This is a genomic window from Marinobacter sp. 2_MG-2023 (genome assembly GCF_030546935.1).
Classification (GTDB): domain Bacteria; phylum Pseudomonadota; class Gammaproteobacteria; order Pseudomonadales; family Oleiphilaceae; genus Marinobacter.
Genome location: NZ_JAUOPH010000002.1, coordinates 487,750 through 503,416, shown reverse-complemented (window position 1 = coordinate 503,416; position 15,667 = coordinate 487,750). Strand labels below are relative to the sequence as shown.

Genomic DNA, 15,667 nt, shown 5'->3' with positions numbered 1-15,667 from the left:
AGAACCGGTCTATCCTGTATCTTTGTCGGATTAACTGACACAGAAATATCAAGGAAGATACTGCTGTGTTATCACATACTGTTTTCGCTCGCTAACCCAGAAGAAACCCGCAATGCCAACGACACTGTTTTCTGCCTTTACCAGCAACTTTCTTGGCAAGGCTCCCGTCTGGTACAAGCAGATTATTGTGCTTTTCCTGATCGCCAATCCCATCGTGATGTATGTGTTGGGGCCGGTTACCGCAGGCTGGCTTCTGATAGCCGAGTTCATTTTTACTCTAGCGATGGCTTTGAAGTGTTACCCGCTTCTGCCCGGCGGTTTGCTGGCCATTGAGGCCTTGCTTATTGGGCTGACGACGCCGGATGCTGTGTATCTGGAAGTGCTGACCAATTTCCCGGTTATCCTGTTGCTGATGTTCATGGTGGCGGGTATCTATTTCATGCAGGATTTGCTGCTGCTTGCCTTCACCCAGATTCTTGTGGGCGTGCGCTCGAAATCCGCTCTGTCGCTCTTGTTCTGCAGTGCCGCTGCGGTGCTTTCAGCGTTTCTTGATGCGCTTACGGTAACCGCCGTTATCATCAGCGTTGCTGTTGGTTTTTTCTCCGTTTACCACAAGGTTGCTTCGGGCAAGGGTTATCAGAGCAGCGATCATAATGCAGACAGTGACGACGATGTTGTTGAACTGCACCGGGAGGATCTGGAAAACTTCCGCGCGTTTTTGCGCAGCCTGCTGATGCACGGCGCCATAGGTACCGCTCTCGGTGGTGTTGCGACCATGGTCGGCGAACCTCAGAACCTGCTTATCGCGAAGGTGGTTGGCTGGGACTTTGTCGGCTTTTTCCTGCATATGGCGCCCGTGAGCCTGCCGGTGCTGGCCGCCGGGTTGGTAACCTGTTGGGTGCTCGAAAAAATGCGCTGGTTTGGTTATGGCGGCAGGCTGCCCAGGCCGGTCCGGCGAGTACTTGAGGAATTTGCCAACAATGAGCGCGCCAAGCGCACCAAGGCAGACGAGGCTGCGCTTTGGGTGCAAGCGTTTGCGGCGATGATATTAGTGGTGGGTCTGGCCCTGCATCTTGCCGAAGTGGGCCTCATTGGCCTGCTGGTCATCATTCTGATCACATCGTTTACCGGCGTTACCGGCGAACACCAGATAGGTAAAGCCTTTCAGGAGTCGCTGCCTTTTACTTCCCTGTTGGTGGTGTTTTTTGCTGTGGTGGCGGTGATTCACGAACAGCACCTGTTCAAGCCTGTTATCGACTATGTGTTATCACTTCCGGAAAGCCAGCAACCGGGCATGTTTTTTATTGCCAATGGCCTCTTATCAATGATCAGCGACAACGTATTTGTAGCCACGGTGTATATCAGCGAGGTTAAACAGGCACTGGACGCTGGCAGTATCAGCTTTGAGCATTTCCAGTCTCTGGCCGTTGCCATAAACACCGGAACCAACCTGCCCAGCGTAGCAACGCCTAATGGGCAAGCGGCCTTCCTGTTTCTGCTGACCTCCGCCATCGCACCGCTGGTGCGGCTGTCCTATGGCAGGATGGTAGTCATGGCCTTCCCGTATACTCTGGTAATGGGCGGCGTGGGTTTGTATATGGTCAGCTTTCACATTTGATCGCATTCGTTGTTTTGATGAGTGCGCCGTAGCCTTTCCGGTTGAGTCTGCTACGCTCTGCGTAAGCATTACAATAAATCGTATCTTAAGCATGCCGGTGTTATGAGCAGATTCTGGAACCTGATTTTCCCTCCTGCCTCGGTAGCGGTCGCGCCAGCCAGGTTGGCCATTATGTTTATATGCCTGGCCATTGCCGTTACGGCAAGCCCTGTGTGGGCCGATACGGCCTCAAACAGGCTCCGTATTGCCTACACAGAATTTCCTCCCATTGAATACCAGAATGATCAGGGTGAGCCGGCAGGTTATTTTATCGAGCTCACCCGGAAAGTTGTTGAGGAAGCCGGTTACGAGGCCGATTTTATCTATCTCCCGGTCAGCCGGATCTACCTGTATCTGAAAAGGGGGCTGGTGGATCTCTGGCCTGGTCTCTCCAATATCCCGGGCGTTCAGGGAGAAGTTCTTGAAAGCTGGGTCAATGTCTATCCGGTGCAATTGAACGCCTGGTACCTTGAGGGTTCAGAGCCGTTAACGCATTTTGACCAGCTTGAAGGAAAGACCCTTATCGTGATCGGTGGCTACACCTATGGCGGTCTGATTTCATGGCTCGAAAGGTCTGAGCGAATACAGCTTTCCGAAGCTCCGAACAATCGCGCTGCCCTCGAAATGCTCAAGCTCAAACGCGGCGATTACGTGTTGGATTACCGGGAGCCGGTGCAGGAAATTCTTACCCACCCTGAAGACAGCATGATCCGGGGGGTGGAACTTCGATCACGCTATGCGGCCTGGCTCTATTCTCTGGTAAGTCCCAGAGCAGCGGTCCTCCGGGACGAGCTCGATGATGCCTATTTGCGGCTCGTCAGCCGTGGTGAGGCGCCGTCCTATCAGGATTTCTACTCCGATTATGTTATTCCCGGTTTTCCGGAGTTATAACGCCATAAAAACGCGTCAGTTCCCGTTGGCCGGGGCGAGCACGATATCGCCGTACCAGGCTGTGGCCAGCTCACCCGTATTGTCGGAATCCGACATAATAGCGATGCCCCGAATTGGCGGCGGGTTCTCCCCGAAGGCCTCGCGGTAGTCCGCAACAATATCCCGCTCGATGCTTACCCACTCACCCGCCTGCTCGCTGCCGGAACTGACAGCCACCATCACGGTTTTGTCGGTATAGGAGTTGGGAATAAATTCGCCCTCAGGCAGCGTGTTTGCCCAAATATAATTCAGGGCATTGCCGGGTAGTTCCTCGCCAAACAGCACCTCGACGGTCTTCCGTTTTGCCCGTTCGAAAAAGCCCGCTTTGCCAGGCTGGAATTCGAAGGCGACGTAAATACGGGCAGGGTAGTCGTCGCCGGACTTCTCCCGGGCATCGCCTTTATCAAACACATTGGACACTTTCCAGCGCCAGCTTAGTTTCAGGGAGCCCTCGGCGTTTAAATTGAGCCGCGTGATCAGCCCGGACGCACCGCCTGAGGTTTGCGCTTTAACCACTAGGGTGTCGCCATCACTGACCAGTTCATAGGTGGAGTGTTGCTCTATGTTGGGAAATTCCAGCGGTTCCCAGCCATCAGCCAGTGATGTCATTTTCGAGAATGCCGGTAGTAAAGGTTCCTGTGCCAGCAGGTGCGAAGAAAACAGGCCGGCCACCGCCAGAAGGAGCCAGAGTGCAGAGCGGGGAGTGTTGCCCATGGGGATGTCTCGGGTTGCAATGTGTTGGTGAGAGACCGGCGAATTGAAAAAAAGTGCCTTGTAGCCGGTGCTTATACTGTATATAGTGCCCAAATCCTTGGCTTGATACCAGATATGGTATCGGGAATCCGGTGAGAATCCGGAACTGACGCGCAGCGGTATTGGGGAACGAGCGTGGCATAAAGACACTGGCGAAAGCCGGGAAGTCGTCACGCAAGGCAGAACCAGCAGGTTCATGCCCCTGAGTCCGAAGACCTGCCAGGGAAGACTGTACCTTCGCGACTCAGGCGCCTGCATCTGGCCCTATAAGGTGAGCAGCAACGAACACGGCACTCTTGCAGCCATTCCTGGCTGGTGCTGGTTTGTCCTGCGTACGCGAAGGTTTCGGAACTTACGCGTATTCAGGAGAAAATCGCATGTCTGCGACAGCTTTCGCCGAAGCCCGGCCCGCATCCTCATCTGACACAGAAACCCTGCAGGTTATCAAACGCAACGGCAACCTGGTCAGCTTTACCCCCTCCAAAATCAGTGTAGCCGTTACTAAGGCCTTTCTTGCTGTTGAAGGCGACCAGGCAGCGGGCTCAGCCCGGATTAACGATGCTGTTCACCGGGTAACCGAGCAGGTTGTGCAGGCCATTAGCCGTCGCCTGAAAGCCGGTGGCAGAGTGCACATTGAAGACATACAGGACCAGGTAGAGCTGGCCCTGATGCGTGCTGAAGAACAAAAAGTCGCCCGTGCCTACGTTCTGTACCGGGAAGAACACGCCCGCGAACGCGCCCTGCATGAGCCGGTAGAAGCTCACCCTACGCTCACCGTAAAACAGGCGGATGGCCGCACTGTAGCGCTGGATATGGGCCTGATGAAACAGCAGGTAGAGAACGCCGCGTTCGGGCTTGACGGCATTGATGGCGAATCCCTGGTGGAAGATGCCATTCGTAACCTTTACAACGGCATTGACGAGGCTGAAGTCCTGACCGCACTGGTGATGACTGCCCGTGGCCGCATTGAACGAGAGCCGGACTACAGCGCCGTTACCGCACGCCTGCTGCTGGAACAGCTTCGCCTTGAAAGCGTCACCGCGCTGAAGCTCGACACCAGCCTCACCCTGGCAGAAGTGTATCCACAGGCGCTAAGCACCTTCATCAGTGCCGGTATTCGCTACGAACTGCTTGATGAGGCTATGGCCGCTTACGATATGGAGCGACTGGGCGCTGCTCTGAAGCCTGAGCGTGATCAGCAGTTCGGCTTCCTCGGCCTGCAAACCCTCTATGACCGTTACTTCCTGCACTGGAAAAAAGATCGCCTGGAGTTGCCGCAGGTATTTTTCATGCGAGTGGCCATGGGCCTGGCGCTGCGCGAAGATGACCCCAATGGTCGCGCCATTGAATTCTATAACCTGTTGTCGTCCTTCGATTACATGGCCTCTACGCCTACGCTGTTCAACAGCGGTACCCGCCATTCCCAGCTGTCATCCTGCTACCTGACGACCGTGGGTGACGACCTGGAAGGCATCTATGGCTCCATACGTGACAACGCTTTGCTGTCCAAATGGGCTGGCGGATTGGGCAACGACTGGACGCCCGTGCGTGCACTGGGCTCCCGCATCAAAGGTACCAACGGCCAGAGCCAGGGCGTAGTGCCATTTTTAAAAGTGGTAAACGATACCGCCGTAGCCGTGAACCAGGGTGGCAAGCGCAAAGGCGCGGTGTGTGCCTATCTGGAAAGCTGGCACCTGGACATCGAAGAATTCCTGGAGCTGCGCAAAAACACCGGTGATGAACGCCGCCGTACCCACGATATGAACACCGCCAACTGGGTGCCGGACTTGTTGATTGAACGCATGCGCCAGGATCGGGAGTGGACCCTGTTCAGCCCCAGCGACGTGCCGGATCTGCATGATCTCTACGGCAACGCATTCCGCGAGCGCTACGAACACTACGAAGCGCTGGCTGCTGAAGGCAAGATCGAGCTGTTCAAAACCATTCCGGCCAAACAGCTGTGGCGCAAAATGCTGACCGTTCTGTTTGAAACCGGCCACCCCTGGATCACCTTCAAAGACCCCTGCAACCTGCGCTCGCCGCAGCAGCACAAAGGCGTGGTACACAGCTCTAACCTGTGTACCGAGATCACCCTGAACACTAGCGCAGAAGAAATTGCCGTGTGCAATCTGGGTTCTGTAAACCTGGCGGCTCACATCACCAACGGTGAACTGGATGTGCAGCGCCTGGAGCGCACCGTAAACACCGCCGTGCGCATGCTCGATAACGTTATCGACATTAACTTCTACGCCGTACCCCAGGCGCGTAACTCCAACCTCAAACACCGCCCGGTTGGCCTGGGCCTGATGGGCTTCCAGGATGCGCTTTACGAGCTGCGATTGCCGTACACCAGCCCGCAGGCCGTGGAGTTTGCAGACGTGGCCATGGAACAGCTGAGCTACTTCGCGATCCGTGCCTCCGCCCAACTGGCGGCCGAACGCGGCGCTTACGAAAGTTATGAAGGTTCGTTGTGGAGCCAGGGCGTACTGCCCATCGATTCCATTGAACTGTTGAAAAATGCCCGCCGGGAAGGCGATATCAGCGTAAACACCGAAAGCCGCCTCGACTGGGCTCCGGTGCGGGATCTCATCGCCAAGCACGGCATGCGCAACAGCAACGTGATGGCCATTGCGCCCACCGCCACCATTTCCAACATTGTGGGTGTGTCCCAATCCATTGAGCCGGCGTATCAGAATCTGTTCGTGAAATCGAACCTGTCTGGCGAGTTTACCGTGGTGAACCCTTCACTGGTGCGTGACCTCAAGGCCGAAGGCCTGTGGGACAACGTGATGGTGAACGACCTGAAATACTTCGACGGCAGCGTACAGCAAATCGAGCGCATACCCACCGAACTAAAAGCGCGATACGCCACGGCATTCGAAATTGACGCCCGCTGGCTGGTTGAAGCCGCCTCCCGCCGCCAGAAATGGCTGGATCAGGCCCAGAGTTTGAACCTCTACATGGCCGAGCCCAGTGGTAAAAAACTGGATGAGCTCTACCAGTTGGCGTGGGAGCGTGGCCTGAAAACCACCTACTACCTGCGCTCGCTGGGTGCCACCGGAGTGAACGAACAGTCTGCCCCTGTTGCCGCCCCGCAACCCCAGGTATGCAGCATTGATGAACCCGACTGCGAAGCATGTCAGTAACCACTTACTCATCTTGGGAGGCAAAATAATGCTGAATTGGGACGACGAAACCAAACCACAAAGCCGGCCCGCTGCGAACAGCAGCGTGGCGCCGGTAAACGTTGATGATAAGCGCGTGATCAACGGCGAAACCGACGTAAACCAGCTGGCCCCCTTCAAGTACCCCTGGGCCTGGGAGTTCTTCATGAACGCCAACAAAAACCACTGGACCCCGCTGGACGTGAACATGGCGCAGGACGTCCACGACTACCACCACCGCCTGAGCCCGGCGGAAAAGCATGTATTCGAAAACGTGGTGGCCTACCTGACCACCTCCGACATACTGGCCATGCGTAACATCGGCCTGGCGGTAATGGAGAAAATGACGGCGCCAGAACTACAGATTTACCAGGCACGCCAGGTATACGAGGAAGCGCTGCATACCTGGACCTACCAGCACTGCATTGAAACCCTCAACCTGGACCAGAGCGAAATCTATAACCGCTACCGCGTGGTGCCGCAAATCAACGCAAAAATCCAGATGGCCAACCGCCGGCTGGACGCCGCCATGCGCTCCGACCTGAACCTGCGCAACAAGGACGACCTGCAGGAATTCATCATGTCTTACCTGTTTTTTGCAGCGGTGTTTGAAGGCTGCTGGTTCTACAACGGCTTCAGCCCCATCTTCGCTCTGCAACGCCGAGGCCTGATGCGCGGCACCGGTGAACAGTTTCAGTACATCCTCCGCGACGAAGCCATGCACTTCTCTTTCGGCCTGAAAGTAGTGAACCAGATTCTGGAAGAGGAAAACATCAGCTTCGACCCCAAAGCCGTACGCGACATGTGGGACGAATCCGAAGCTGCCGAAAGCGACTACGCCAACTACATCCTGCGTGATCCCATTCTGGGTTACTCGGCGGAATACCACATAGAACAGTTCCGTTTCGTGGCTAACCGAAGAGCCCGTACCGTAGGCCTGGAAGAACCCTTCCCGGGTGCGAAAAACGTCTCACCCTGGCTGGACGAACAAGCCACCATGCGGAAGGAAAAGAACTTTTTTGAGACACGGGTAATCGAGTACCAGACCGGGGCGCAGCTGGAGTGGTGAGACTGCACCGCCGGCCAGTTTACCCGCCGGAATAATCCAGTTAGTCAGGAACATCTGCCGGGGAAGGAACCACGGCAGATGGCAAGTCCGACAGTGCTGCCAGGGCGGCTTCCTGTACCTGTTCCGATGGCACGGTTTTACCGGAGGCTCTCGATGGCAAAGAGCGAGTGGCCGTGGCGGAGGCAACAACTGTCGGGTTGTAGCCTAGTGTGAAAGCACCACGCGCAGTGGAATTCACACACATGTGAGACATGAACCCGACCAGAATAAGGTTTTTGATACCGGCTAGCTTCAGCTGAGCATCCAGATCTGTCTGAGCAAAGGAATTGGGGTAGTTCTTGGTGATAACCGGCTCGCCTGCCTCCGGGGCCACCACATCGGCAATCTGGCCGACAGGGGCATTCAGATCATAGGGTGAGCCCGCGCCTGCATCATGTTGAATATGAAAAACCGGACGCCCGGCGGCGCGAAAGCGCTCCAGCAACGCTTTGCATTCCTCCAGCGCAGGCTCCACGCCATCAAGCTTCATCAGGCCTTCACGATAGGTATTCTGGGCATCGATAATGACCAGAGCAGAATCACTGATCGGGCTGGCGGCATTGCCCAGGCCTACGATGTCCCGCAGAGTTGTCAGATCACTCATGATGTATCCTTCACAGTTGGCAACCAACCAAACCCTCAGGGTAATGGGGTTGCTATGAATAACGGACTCCAGGAGCCCAGCCAAAGAGGCCTGGATACATGTACGTTACCGGGCCGTTGGTCGCAAACGAATCGACATAACGGGTGAATTGCCTGCAACTCGGGTATCAGTACTTAAGTTCTGGATCCAGTGAAGTTTGAAACCATTAACCCAGCTGCCTGCGCACCACAGACAAACCCTTTGGTCCCATATCCTTGGGATGCTTCATCTGATGAAAGCGGATATAAAAACAGATCCAGTACCAATAGGATTTTTCCGTACGAATGCTGTAGCGATTAACCCGAATGACTGCGCGAACCTGATCCCGAAGGCGCGGTTGAGGTTGTATGCCGTCCATGTTGGCGAACCTTTGTTAGTGTTCTTAAATACTGTTTATTTGTACAGTATTATTGGTTTCACGAAAACGAGAAGTCAAGCGATTACGTGGTGGGGCAGCCGAAACTGGGCTAACCTGTTGTTAAAATTGAGACTAGAGGCGTGGCGTGGATATGAAAAAGTGGCATTATCGAGAACGCACTTTTTTGCAATATCGCGGAACGCGGTCTAGTTGCTGTTATGCATAGGAACCCATGACCAAGTTTCTGCGAAGAGTATTTCAGGATTCGATACGATCAGGTGCAATCTGGAAAGCCACATTGTTGAAAAACCTGTTCACTGTCATGGCAATATCAGTCAGCGTGATTTGGTTGTTCGTTTGGGGTATCGATCAATTCTTTGCCAATACCACCTGGCCATACGTCAAAATAGCGACGGTGGTAATTGGTTATGGGGTGCCGTTAACTAATATGTATTACGATCACCGCAGACTACAAAGGCGAGTTCGTTTTCACCGATTCCTTCGCGAATCGAGGCGACAAGTTCAAAATGCATAACAAGTGGCTGTTGCCGGACGCCCCTGCGCTGGCGCTTCGGTGCGCCGCAAAGCCATGGCGTTAGCTGTATCGAAATCTGCCAAGCGAGATTTAAAAATGCTAGTTCCTAGTAGTTTTAGAGAAGACAACCAAGAAAAGCTTCAGCAGTATATTAAAGACTATAGTTTCGGTGTACTGGTGATCGCTGACAGTGATGGCATCGACGCAAACCACCTCCCATTCCATTTCAGTACTAGCGAAAAATATCCGCTTGGCACACTGAGGTGCCATGTGGCACGTGTAAATCCTGTTTGGCAACGGATTGAAAACGGCGCTTCGGTTCTTGCGATTTTTCAGGGGCCGGATGCTTACGTGTCACCGTCTTGGTATGAAACGAAAGCCGAGACAGGGCGGGTTGTTCCAACATGGAACTATCTTGCGGTTCACGCGCAGGGCAAAGGTTCAATTTTTCAGGATTACGTTTGGCTGAAAGAACACCTTCAGCAGTTAACAGATCTTCACGAGTCCGGCAGAGAGAATCCATGGGCGGTAGATGATGCTCCCTCCGAGTTCACCAGTCGCTTGGTAAAAGCTATTGTCGGTATTGAAATTCGAATCGAAAATCTCACCGGACAAGTGAAAGCAAGCCAAAATCACCCGGAACGAAATCGAACTGGCGTAAAAACAGGCCTTGCGGGTGGTTCTGCGAGTGAAGCGGCAATGTCTGCATTTATCAGCTAACAAGGCGCGGCACTCGGATGCCTTTGTCTCCGCTTCGCTGCGTCAAAGTCGCCGGTGCGCTTCGGCGTTAAGAGTTTAGGAGAAATATTATTGATGGAGTTCATAAAGAGAAACTGGGTTGGAATCCTAGGGCTTCTTGTAGGTGTGCTGGGTATATTCCTATCTTACTATTTCTACACTTTATCTCAGCAGTCTCGAGAACCATATTTCATTGAAGAAAGTAACTTCCCCATATTCTTCTCACAAAAAGAGCTAGTTTCTCAAGGTTTTGTTCTAGTAAGAAAGAGTGATGGACGAGAAATCAGCAAAAAGGTTTATGTAAACGAGATTGCCTTTTGGAATAAAGGAAGTTTGTCGATTAGACGGAGCAATATTCTGAAAGACATTTCCTTGAAGTATCCAGAGAATGTGGAAGTGATTGATGCATTTGTATCATCTGTAACAAGGAAAGATATTGTAAACACTGATAAACCAAAAATTAAAGAAGGAAGCGAGGTCTTACTTGGATTTGGAATATTGGAGAAAAATGACGGATTTAAGGTTCAAATAACCTATTTAGGTGATGAAAAAAGCTCTCCAAGAATAGTTGGAAACATAGAAGGAGTTAATAATTTCGGTGATAGAGAAATTTTGACGAAAGAAAATTTATTTTTTGGTGTTGGCAAGGTAGCTATATATATATTTGGCTTTCTTGCAATAATGTTTATATTTGCATTTCTGACAGAGGGAATGCAGTGGTTTAAGAAAAAATTCATATCAGGAAGGTTTGAAAAGTTTTCAAAAGTGCTTGGCTACATCATTCCTGTTACATTATCTCTGATCATAATTTTAGTCTTTGGTATTATCGCTATTGAGAAAGCCAAGAGCTTTGCTGAAGAAGAAGGGAAGGCTTCTGTGCCAGTCATGGAGTCCACCCTTAACAATGCAATCCAGCCGACCGCTAAAGCGGCGGCTGATTGAGGCGTTGTACCCACAAAGGAAGGGAAGTAGATGACGGAGCATGAGAGAGCCTACAAAGATGAGTTGAGCCGAGCATTGGAAAAATGCCAGTTCATCGAAGAAACTTTGAAGGGGTGTCTCTTGTCAGCAATTGAAATAGCTCGTATTCAGGTGTCGCAGCACTTCCCAATTAAGTACAAGTCTAGCGACATAAGCAAACTTCCGCTCGGCCCTCTCGTCAAAGCATTTGAAAAGATCAATGAAGATTCCCTGCTGCATCAACAGTTGCGGGAGATCACAAAGGAACGAAACAAGGTTGCTCACCAGTCGCTACTATTCACGATTGGTGAATTGGAGAACGAGACTCAGATGGCGGACGCAACTCTTGAGATGAAGCGCATCGCCGATCGCGCTACTGAGATTCACCATCAGGTTCTTGACGTCCGATACCAATTTATTCGGGCCGTAAACGCGGTTAAACGCAACCAGAGTAAGGAAAATTAGCGCTGGGCCTAGGACTCCGCCTATTCAAAGGTACAACAAAACGCGTAAGCCGGACGTCCCTGACGGGCCGCCGCTTCGCTCAGCGTTAAACGTCACAAGGAAGTATTCGTGGAATTTCTGTTAATACTGCTCATCCCACTTGGATTTATTGGAGTTTTCCTTGCGGCTCCCTTTTGGATCTCTCGGGTCACGAAAGCCGAGCATGAAGAGGTACTTACTGAAGCCCAAAACTATGAGGGAAAGGAGAGAGACGAGTTCATAGAAGCACAGCGAAAAGACAAACGCCTTGGCGAATACAGCAAGAGCCTCTCTGGAGGAGCGGTACTTATCTTCATAGCCGGATTTGCTCTGCTGTCAGGGGAGCTTTCGATTCGCGGAGGCGACCCAATAGTAAGCCAAGCTAATGGCGATGATCGATTCTTTGCTTTTGTAGGGATTATTTTGGTTTTGGGTGTTTTGCTTGCTGGATACGGGTTGATAGGGAAGTGGAAAAATGGAACGTTTAACAAGTCACGGAAGACGGACGCGTAGGACGCGCCGCTTCGTTCAACGTTAGCAGTATAGGGATATGAATGACTCTCATCGAATTAAATGACAGGTTGATCTATCTCGACCGCGAGTATATTTCTTCATACTTTGAGGCCGCCACTGGGGCATCACCTGAAACGCTGATAACTCGTACCGAGGGGCTTAATGCAGGCATTAAAGTCCCGCTTCTAAACGCCGGCGCAAGCTCGGCGGAGAGTAAGTCGTATTCAATATCAACGCTCAAAATGCTTTTTGAAGTCATCCAGAAGTTGGATCAGATCAAGCCATTTCAGCAGGACTCTCATCAGATTGGTGCCAGATCGTCAGTGTGTTGGGTGGATGGCTTATTGACGATAGGTAGCGTCAAGGTTAAAAGGCGCACTCACCATTTTAAATTTGGCTCTGATGGCTCTCCGCCACCAGAATCACAGGAGGAGTTTGTCGCTGAAGAGAAGTTCTTCCTGGTTAAAAGTGGCGAATCGAAATTTGCACTGATCACGTCGCCCGATTATTTCACGACTGGTTTAGATGCTTTTCCTGAACTTCAGGGGTCGGTGGTTAATCAAGTAAATATCCCTGTTCGTGCTTTGCTCAGAGTTTTTTCTGCAAAAAGTTCTTTTGAAGAATGGGTGTCATCGCCGTTAGTAATTCTTGAGAAAGACTGCTAACCAGTGCAGGCACGGCGACGCCTACTACATTGCGCCTTCGGCTCCATTCCGTAGGCGCGCATGCTGCAAGCGTTATGCCCAAGGAAGACTATGCCTCGTCGAAAAAAATGGAAATCGGGAAATGTTGTTGAAATTGAGCTTGATGACGGTTCATTTTCATATGGCGTAGTTATCGAGGAGCCTTTAGTTGCATTTACTGAGGCTACATTTACGGAACGTCCTGAAATAACGCCAAAATTATTTAGCGAGGTGGCTTTTCAGCTTTGGGTAATGAATTCAGCGATTGGCAAGAACGGTTGGCCTGTTATCGGAGATGTGCCGCTCAAAGAGCTATCAATACCTGACGCCAAGTTCTACCGACACGATATTATCTCGAAGAAGTTTTATCACTACGTAGACTGTACCAACGATATACCCTCCACGAGAGAGGAATGTGTCGGTCTGGAGTGCGCTGCAGTTTGGCGAAAAGATCATGTCGAAGACAGACTGAAAGCACATAAGGAAGGTGCAGTATGTCAGTGGGAAGAATCATTAAGAGCAGAGAACAAGGCCTAACCATTGGGTGAAGCCGACCGTTACTACGCTGCGCTCCGCACCGGCGGTTTACCCAGGGCGTTAGGTGCAACGAGGCAACTTCAAGCAACTCTTGATGGAGGCACGATGCCGCAGAACTTATCGGCGAATAAGCAAAACGCAGTCAACTTCTATCGCACTGCCTATCTAGGAGACCCGGCTGCGGCGGTTGAGATGTACGTCGGCGATGAATATATCCAGCACAACCCGCTGGTGGGTAATGGCAAACATGCGTTTGTTGAGTATTTCACCGAAATGGCGGTGAGGTACCCCGACAAGAGAATCGAGTTCGTGCGTGCTGTCGCGGAAGATAATCTAGTGGCACTCCACACCCATCAGGTTTGGCCAGGAAACGAAGAATACGTAACGATGGATTTCTTCAGGTTCGATGAAAATGGCAAGATTGTTGAGCATTGGGATTCGATTCAAGAAGTCCCAGATGAAACGAAGAACGGCAATGCGATGTATTGAACACGCACCTAACAAGGCGCTCCAGCCGACGTTTTTGAGCTGCGCTCAAAAATTCCCTACGGGCCTGCGGCCCTCCGGCGCGTCTGAACTTGGGCGTCATGTCTGATGCCAACGCAGATGATCGATGGGTTGCTCAAGTTACGGAAGCGCATAATTTTCTGTCCGAACGACAAAATGTTTTGATGGAAGATTATAAGCTAGGTGGGCATGAGAGATTTGATTGGGACCAAGAAACGAGTTCACTTGTGTTTTCGAACGCTGGCGTCCCCGCTGTAGTGGCCCAAGTTCAATTCGTAGGGTCAATATCGACCATATCGAATACTTGGTTATGGTCGTGGGCCAATTCCTCAATTGTAGATGAAGCGAAAGATCAAATTCATCGAGTAAAAAGCTTTGGCGAAAAGTATGGCTACGACGCACTCACCATTGATAAATGGGAAGGTGATGAGGTGGATGGGTGGGAAATGACCTCAATAGCGGCTTTGGTGCTAAACGCCAAAGGGGCATATCGAACCGGTTCCGATAATGGGTTCACCTACATGGTCATAACAGATATTGAGTGGGTGCAGAACTAGACATAACCAGGTGCTGCAGCGGACCGCTTTTCCAGCGCGGTGCGATTCCAAATCGGCCGCTGAGCCAGGCCTTAGTTGCACACGTTTGCGAAAATATTTCATCGTATTGTCGATTTTAGGTTGATCTAATCGACTAACTTTTGAGACCACAATGTGGTCAAGACTGTTTTGTTTGATCAACCGATGGGACGAATATGAAAATAGTTATTGAAACAGAAGTTCAAGCGCCACTAGCCACTGTTTGGGATGCTTGGGTCACACCCAAAGATATAACAAAATGGAACTTTGCCCTAGACGAGTGGTGTTGTCCAAGAGCAGAGGTAAATCTGGAAGCAGGTGGTAATTTCAATTACCGGATGGAAGCAAAAGACGGCTCAGTGGGGTTCGACTTTGAAGGCATATTTACCAAAATTGAGTCAAACGAATCGGTTTATTTTGAACTTGGTGATAACCGTGTTGTGACAGTTGAGTTCATAGAAACGGTTAATGGCGTTAAGGTTTTAGAAACGTTTGATGCAGAAGATGAGAATTCCGCTGAGCAGCAAAAACAAGGCTGGCAAAGTATTCTTAACAATTTCAAAAAGCACGTTGAAAGTAAAGGCAACTAACAAGGCAAGACAGGCTGACGCCGAAAAGCGGCGCGGGTGCTTGCGGCGTTATGTGTATTTCATCCACAGGCCATGGAAGAGGTTCTGATGTCTGATCATTTCGGTTCTTGCCTGTGTGGCACTGTGAGCTTTGAGGTAAAAGGTGACTTCGATAGCTTTTACCTGTGTCATTGTCAGCATTGCCAAAAAGATACGGGTTCGGGTCATGCGGCAAACCTATTCTCGCAGTCAGCTAAATTGGTCTGGCTGTCGGGTGCAGGTGCTGTGACTTCCTTTACGCTTCCGGGCAGTCGTCACACCAAAAGCTTTTGTAAGCTGTGTGGCTCAGCATTGCCAAACACTCAGATCCCAGGCTTGCTCGTCGTTCCCGCAGGATGCTTGGACACTGAAATATCTATGGAGCCAACAGCGCATATCTTTTCATCCAGCAAAGCTGTTTGGGATGGGGAGTTAGGGGAAGTGCCAGAGTTCGAGGGGCTACCAGATTGAGCTACCATCGCATACACCTGTTTCAGCTCGAAGGGCCGGAATACGATAACGAGTATCATGATGACAATCATATGCGGACCATTTGGGCATTTCGGTGGTTGCTGAGTGCATTGGCTGAACGTGGACCTATGGTGTGATTGCTATCAAGTCACAGCCCTCGGACGTGGGGCGCCGGTGAGCTCAGGCGTTATGTGTTCCGATCGTTAGCCCTCAATACCAGAAAGATGTGGGTAATACCTCTAGCCTGTATTTTGTCCTATGGATGCAGTAGTAAAGCCGTATACGACAACATCCAACGCACCAATCGCCAAGAATGCAACGATGCTCCGCCTGCTCAATATGAGGAGTGTATGGAGCGCTCCAATAAGTCCTACGAAGACTATGAAAGAGAGCGTAAAACCGTGGTTGGAGAAGGTTGACTGGCTATCCTTGGTTTCTAGGCCT

Annotated in this window: 17 protein-coding genes and 1 riboswitch; of the genes, 14 read left to right on the top strand and 3 right to left on the bottom strand. The window is 51.4% G+C overall.

Translation table 11 applies throughout. The features are described 5' to 3' along the window. Positions 1 to 112: 112 nt before the first annotated feature. Positions 113 to 1,618 carry a sodium/proton antiporter NhaB gene (gene nhaB, locus Q4501_RS06100; protein WP_303595093.1) on the top strand — a complete coding sequence of 502 codons (1,506 nt, stop codon included), beginning with the start codon at positions 113 to 115 and terminating at the stop codon, positions 1,616 to 1,618. Between the two features lie 102 nt (positions 1,619 to 1,720). Further along, on the top strand, positions 1,721 to 2,548 hold the full coding sequence (locus Q4501_RS06095) for an ABC transporter substrate-binding protein (protein WP_303595092.1): 828 nt from the start codon (positions 1,721 to 1,723) through the stop codon (positions 2,546 to 2,548). A 15-nt stretch (positions 2,549 to 2,563) separates the two neighbouring features. Here Q4501_RS06095 and Q4501_RS06090 read toward each other — a convergent pair whose 3' ends face one another. After that, positions 2,564 to 3,301: a DUF3047 domain-containing protein gene (locus Q4501_RS06090; protein WP_303595090.1), complete on the bottom strand. Its 738-nt coding sequence runs from the start codon at positions 3,299 to 3,301 to the stop codon at positions 2,564 to 2,566. Positions 3,302 to 3,382: 81 nt separating this feature from the next. After that, positions 3,383 to 3,579, top strand: a riboswitch (cobalamin riboswitch). Positions 3,580 to 3,717: 138 nt separating this feature from the next. Between Q4501_RS06090 and Q4501_RS06085 the strand changes: the two genes are divergently transcribed. Then, entirely contained in the window at positions 3,718 to 6,486 is a 2,769-nt protein-coding gene (locus Q4501_RS06085) for a ribonucleoside-diphosphate reductase subunit alpha (protein WP_303595088.1), read from the top strand. A gap of 28 nt (positions 6,487 to 6,514) precedes the next feature. Then, positions 6,515 to 7,573, top strand: coding sequence for a ribonucleotide-diphosphate reductase subunit beta (locus Q4501_RS06080; RefSeq protein WP_303595086.1), 1,059 nt, complete (start codon positions 6,515 to 6,517; stop codon positions 7,571 to 7,573). A gap of 40 nt (positions 7,574 to 7,613) precedes the next feature. Here the strand turns inward: Q4501_RS06080 and Q4501_RS06075 are convergent, their stop codons facing one another. After that, positions 7,614 to 8,216: a cysteine hydrolase family protein gene (locus Q4501_RS06075; RefSeq protein ID WP_303595084.1), complete on the bottom strand. Its 603-nt coding sequence runs from the start codon at positions 8,214 to 8,216 to the stop codon at positions 7,614 to 7,616. A 205-nt stretch (positions 8,217 to 8,421) separates the two neighbouring features. Beyond that, a complete protein-coding gene (locus Q4501_RS06070; protein ID WP_303595082.1) occupies positions 8,422 to 8,613 on the bottom strand; it encodes a phage integrase N-terminal SAM-like domain-containing protein in 192 nt (63 codons plus the stop codon). Positions 8,614 to 9,202: 589 nt separating this feature from the next. On the opposite strand from Q4501_RS06070, the gene Q4501_RS06065 reads away from it, so the two are divergent. The 10 genes from Q4501_RS06065 (at position 9,203) to Q4501_RS06020 (ending at position 15,223) form a co-directional block, all read left to right on the top strand. Then, entirely contained in the window at positions 9,203 to 9,868 is a 666-nt protein-coding gene (locus tag Q4501_RS06065) for an FMN-binding negative transcriptional regulator (RefSeq protein WP_303595080.1), read from the top strand. A 93-nt stretch (positions 9,869 to 9,961) separates the two neighbouring features. Continuing rightward, the gene (locus tag Q4501_RS06060) at positions 9,962 to 10,828 is read left to right on the top strand and encodes a hypothetical protein (protein ID WP_303595078.1); all 867 of its coding nucleotides are present in this window, start codon (positions 9,962 to 9,964) and stop codon (positions 10,826 to 10,828) included. A gap of 30 nt (positions 10,829 to 10,858) precedes the next feature. Next, entirely contained in the window at positions 10,859 to 11,311 is a 453-nt protein-coding gene (locus Q4501_RS06055) for a hypothetical protein (RefSeq protein WP_303595076.1), read from the top strand. Positions 11,312 to 11,419: 108 nt separating this feature from the next. Then, entirely contained in the window at positions 11,420 to 11,842 is a 423-nt protein-coding gene (locus Q4501_RS06050) for a hypothetical protein (RefSeq protein ID WP_303595075.1), read from the top strand. A 41-nt stretch (positions 11,843 to 11,883) separates the two neighbouring features. Then, positions 11,884 to 12,507, top strand: a complete 624-nt coding sequence (locus Q4501_RS06045; protein WP_303595073.1) for a hypothetical protein — start codon at positions 11,884 to 11,886, stop codon at positions 12,505 to 12,507. A 90-nt stretch (positions 12,508 to 12,597) separates the two neighbouring features. Then, positions 12,598 to 13,062, top strand: a complete 465-nt coding sequence (locus Q4501_RS06040; protein WP_303595071.1) for an Imm26 family immunity protein — start codon at positions 12,598 to 12,600, stop codon at positions 13,060 to 13,062. Positions 13,063 to 13,065: 3 nt separating this feature from the next. Next, on the top strand, positions 13,066 to 13,551 hold the full coding sequence (locus Q4501_RS06035; protein ID WP_303595069.1) for a nuclear transport factor 2 family protein: 486 nt from the start codon (positions 13,066 to 13,068) through the stop codon (positions 13,549 to 13,551). A 98-nt stretch (positions 13,552 to 13,649) separates the two neighbouring features. Beyond that, positions 13,650 to 14,126 (top strand): DUF6882 domain-containing protein, encoded by a 477-nt coding sequence (locus Q4501_RS06030; RefSeq protein ID WP_303595067.1) that lies wholly within the window; start codon positions 13,650 to 13,652, stop codon positions 14,124 to 14,126. A gap of 194 nt (positions 14,127 to 14,320) precedes the next feature. Then, positions 14,321 to 14,734, top strand: a complete 414-nt coding sequence (locus Q4501_RS06025; protein ID WP_303595066.1) for an SRPBCC family protein — start codon at positions 14,321 to 14,323, stop codon at positions 14,732 to 14,734. A 72-nt stretch (positions 14,735 to 14,806) separates the two neighbouring features. Further along, on the top strand, positions 14,807 to 15,223 hold the full coding sequence (locus tag Q4501_RS06020) for a GFA family protein (protein WP_368497304.1): 417 nt from the start codon (positions 14,807 to 14,809) through the stop codon (positions 15,221 to 15,223). The last annotated feature ends 444 nt before the right edge of the window (positions 15,224 to 15,667 follow it).

Bases quoted from the DNA above. Each gene is read 5' to 3' on its own strand.
- Q4501_RS06045 (WP_303595073.1), top strand. From the start codon at position 11,884: ATGACTCTCATCGAATTAAATGACAGGTTGATCTATCTCGACCGCGAG.
- Q4501_RS06085 (WP_303595088.1), top strand. From the start codon at position 3,718: ATGTCTGCGACAGCTTTCGCCGAAGCCCGGCCCGCATCCTCATCTGAC.
- Q4501_RS06020 (WP_368497304.1), top strand. From the start codon at position 14,807: ATGGAAGAGGTTCTGATGTCTGATCATTTCGGTTCTTGCCTGTGTGGC.
- Q4501_RS06025 (WP_303595066.1), top strand. From the start codon at position 14,321: ATGAAAATAGTTATTGAAACAGAAGTTCAAGCGCCACTAGCCACTGTT.
- Q4501_RS06055 (WP_303595076.1), top strand. From the start codon at position 10,859: ATGACGGAGCATGAGAGAGCCTACAAAGATGAGTTGAGCCGAGCATTG.
- Q4501_RS06040 (WP_303595071.1), top strand. From the start codon at position 12,598: ATGCCTCGTCGAAAAAAATGGAAATCGGGAAATGTTGTTGAAATTGAG.
- Q4501_RS06060 (WP_303595078.1), top strand. From the start codon at position 9,962: ATGGAGTTCATAAAGAGAAACTGGGTTGGAATCCTAGGGCTTCTTGTA.
- Q4501_RS06070 (WP_303595082.1), bottom strand. From the start codon at position 8,613: ATGGACGGCATACAACCTCAACCGCGCCTTCGGGATCAGGTTCGCGCA.
- Q4501_RS06080 (WP_303595086.1), top strand. From the start codon at position 6,515: ATGCTGAATTGGGACGACGAAACCAAACCACAAAGCCGGCCCGCTGCG.
- Q4501_RS06075 (WP_303595084.1), bottom strand. From the start codon at position 8,216: ATGAGTGATCTGACAACTCTGCGGGACATCGTAGGCCTGGGCAATGCC.
- Q4501_RS06095 (WP_303595092.1), top strand. From the start codon at position 1,721: ATGAGCAGATTCTGGAACCTGATTTTCCCTCCTGCCTCGGTAGCGGTC.
- Q4501_RS06065 (WP_303595080.1), top strand. From the start codon at position 9,203: ATGGCGTTAGCTGTATCGAAATCTGCCAAGCGAGATTTAAAAATGCTA.
- Q4501_RS06090 (WP_303595090.1), bottom strand. From the start codon at position 3,301: ATGGGCAACACTCCCCGCTCTGCACTCTGGCTCCTTCTGGCGGTGGCC.
- Q4501_RS06030 (WP_303595067.1), top strand. From the start codon at position 13,650: ATGTCTGATGCCAACGCAGATGATCGATGGGTTGCTCAAGTTACGGAA.
- nhaB (WP_303595093.1), top strand. From the start codon at position 113: ATGCCAACGACACTGTTTTCTGCCTTTACCAGCAACTTTCTTGGCAAG.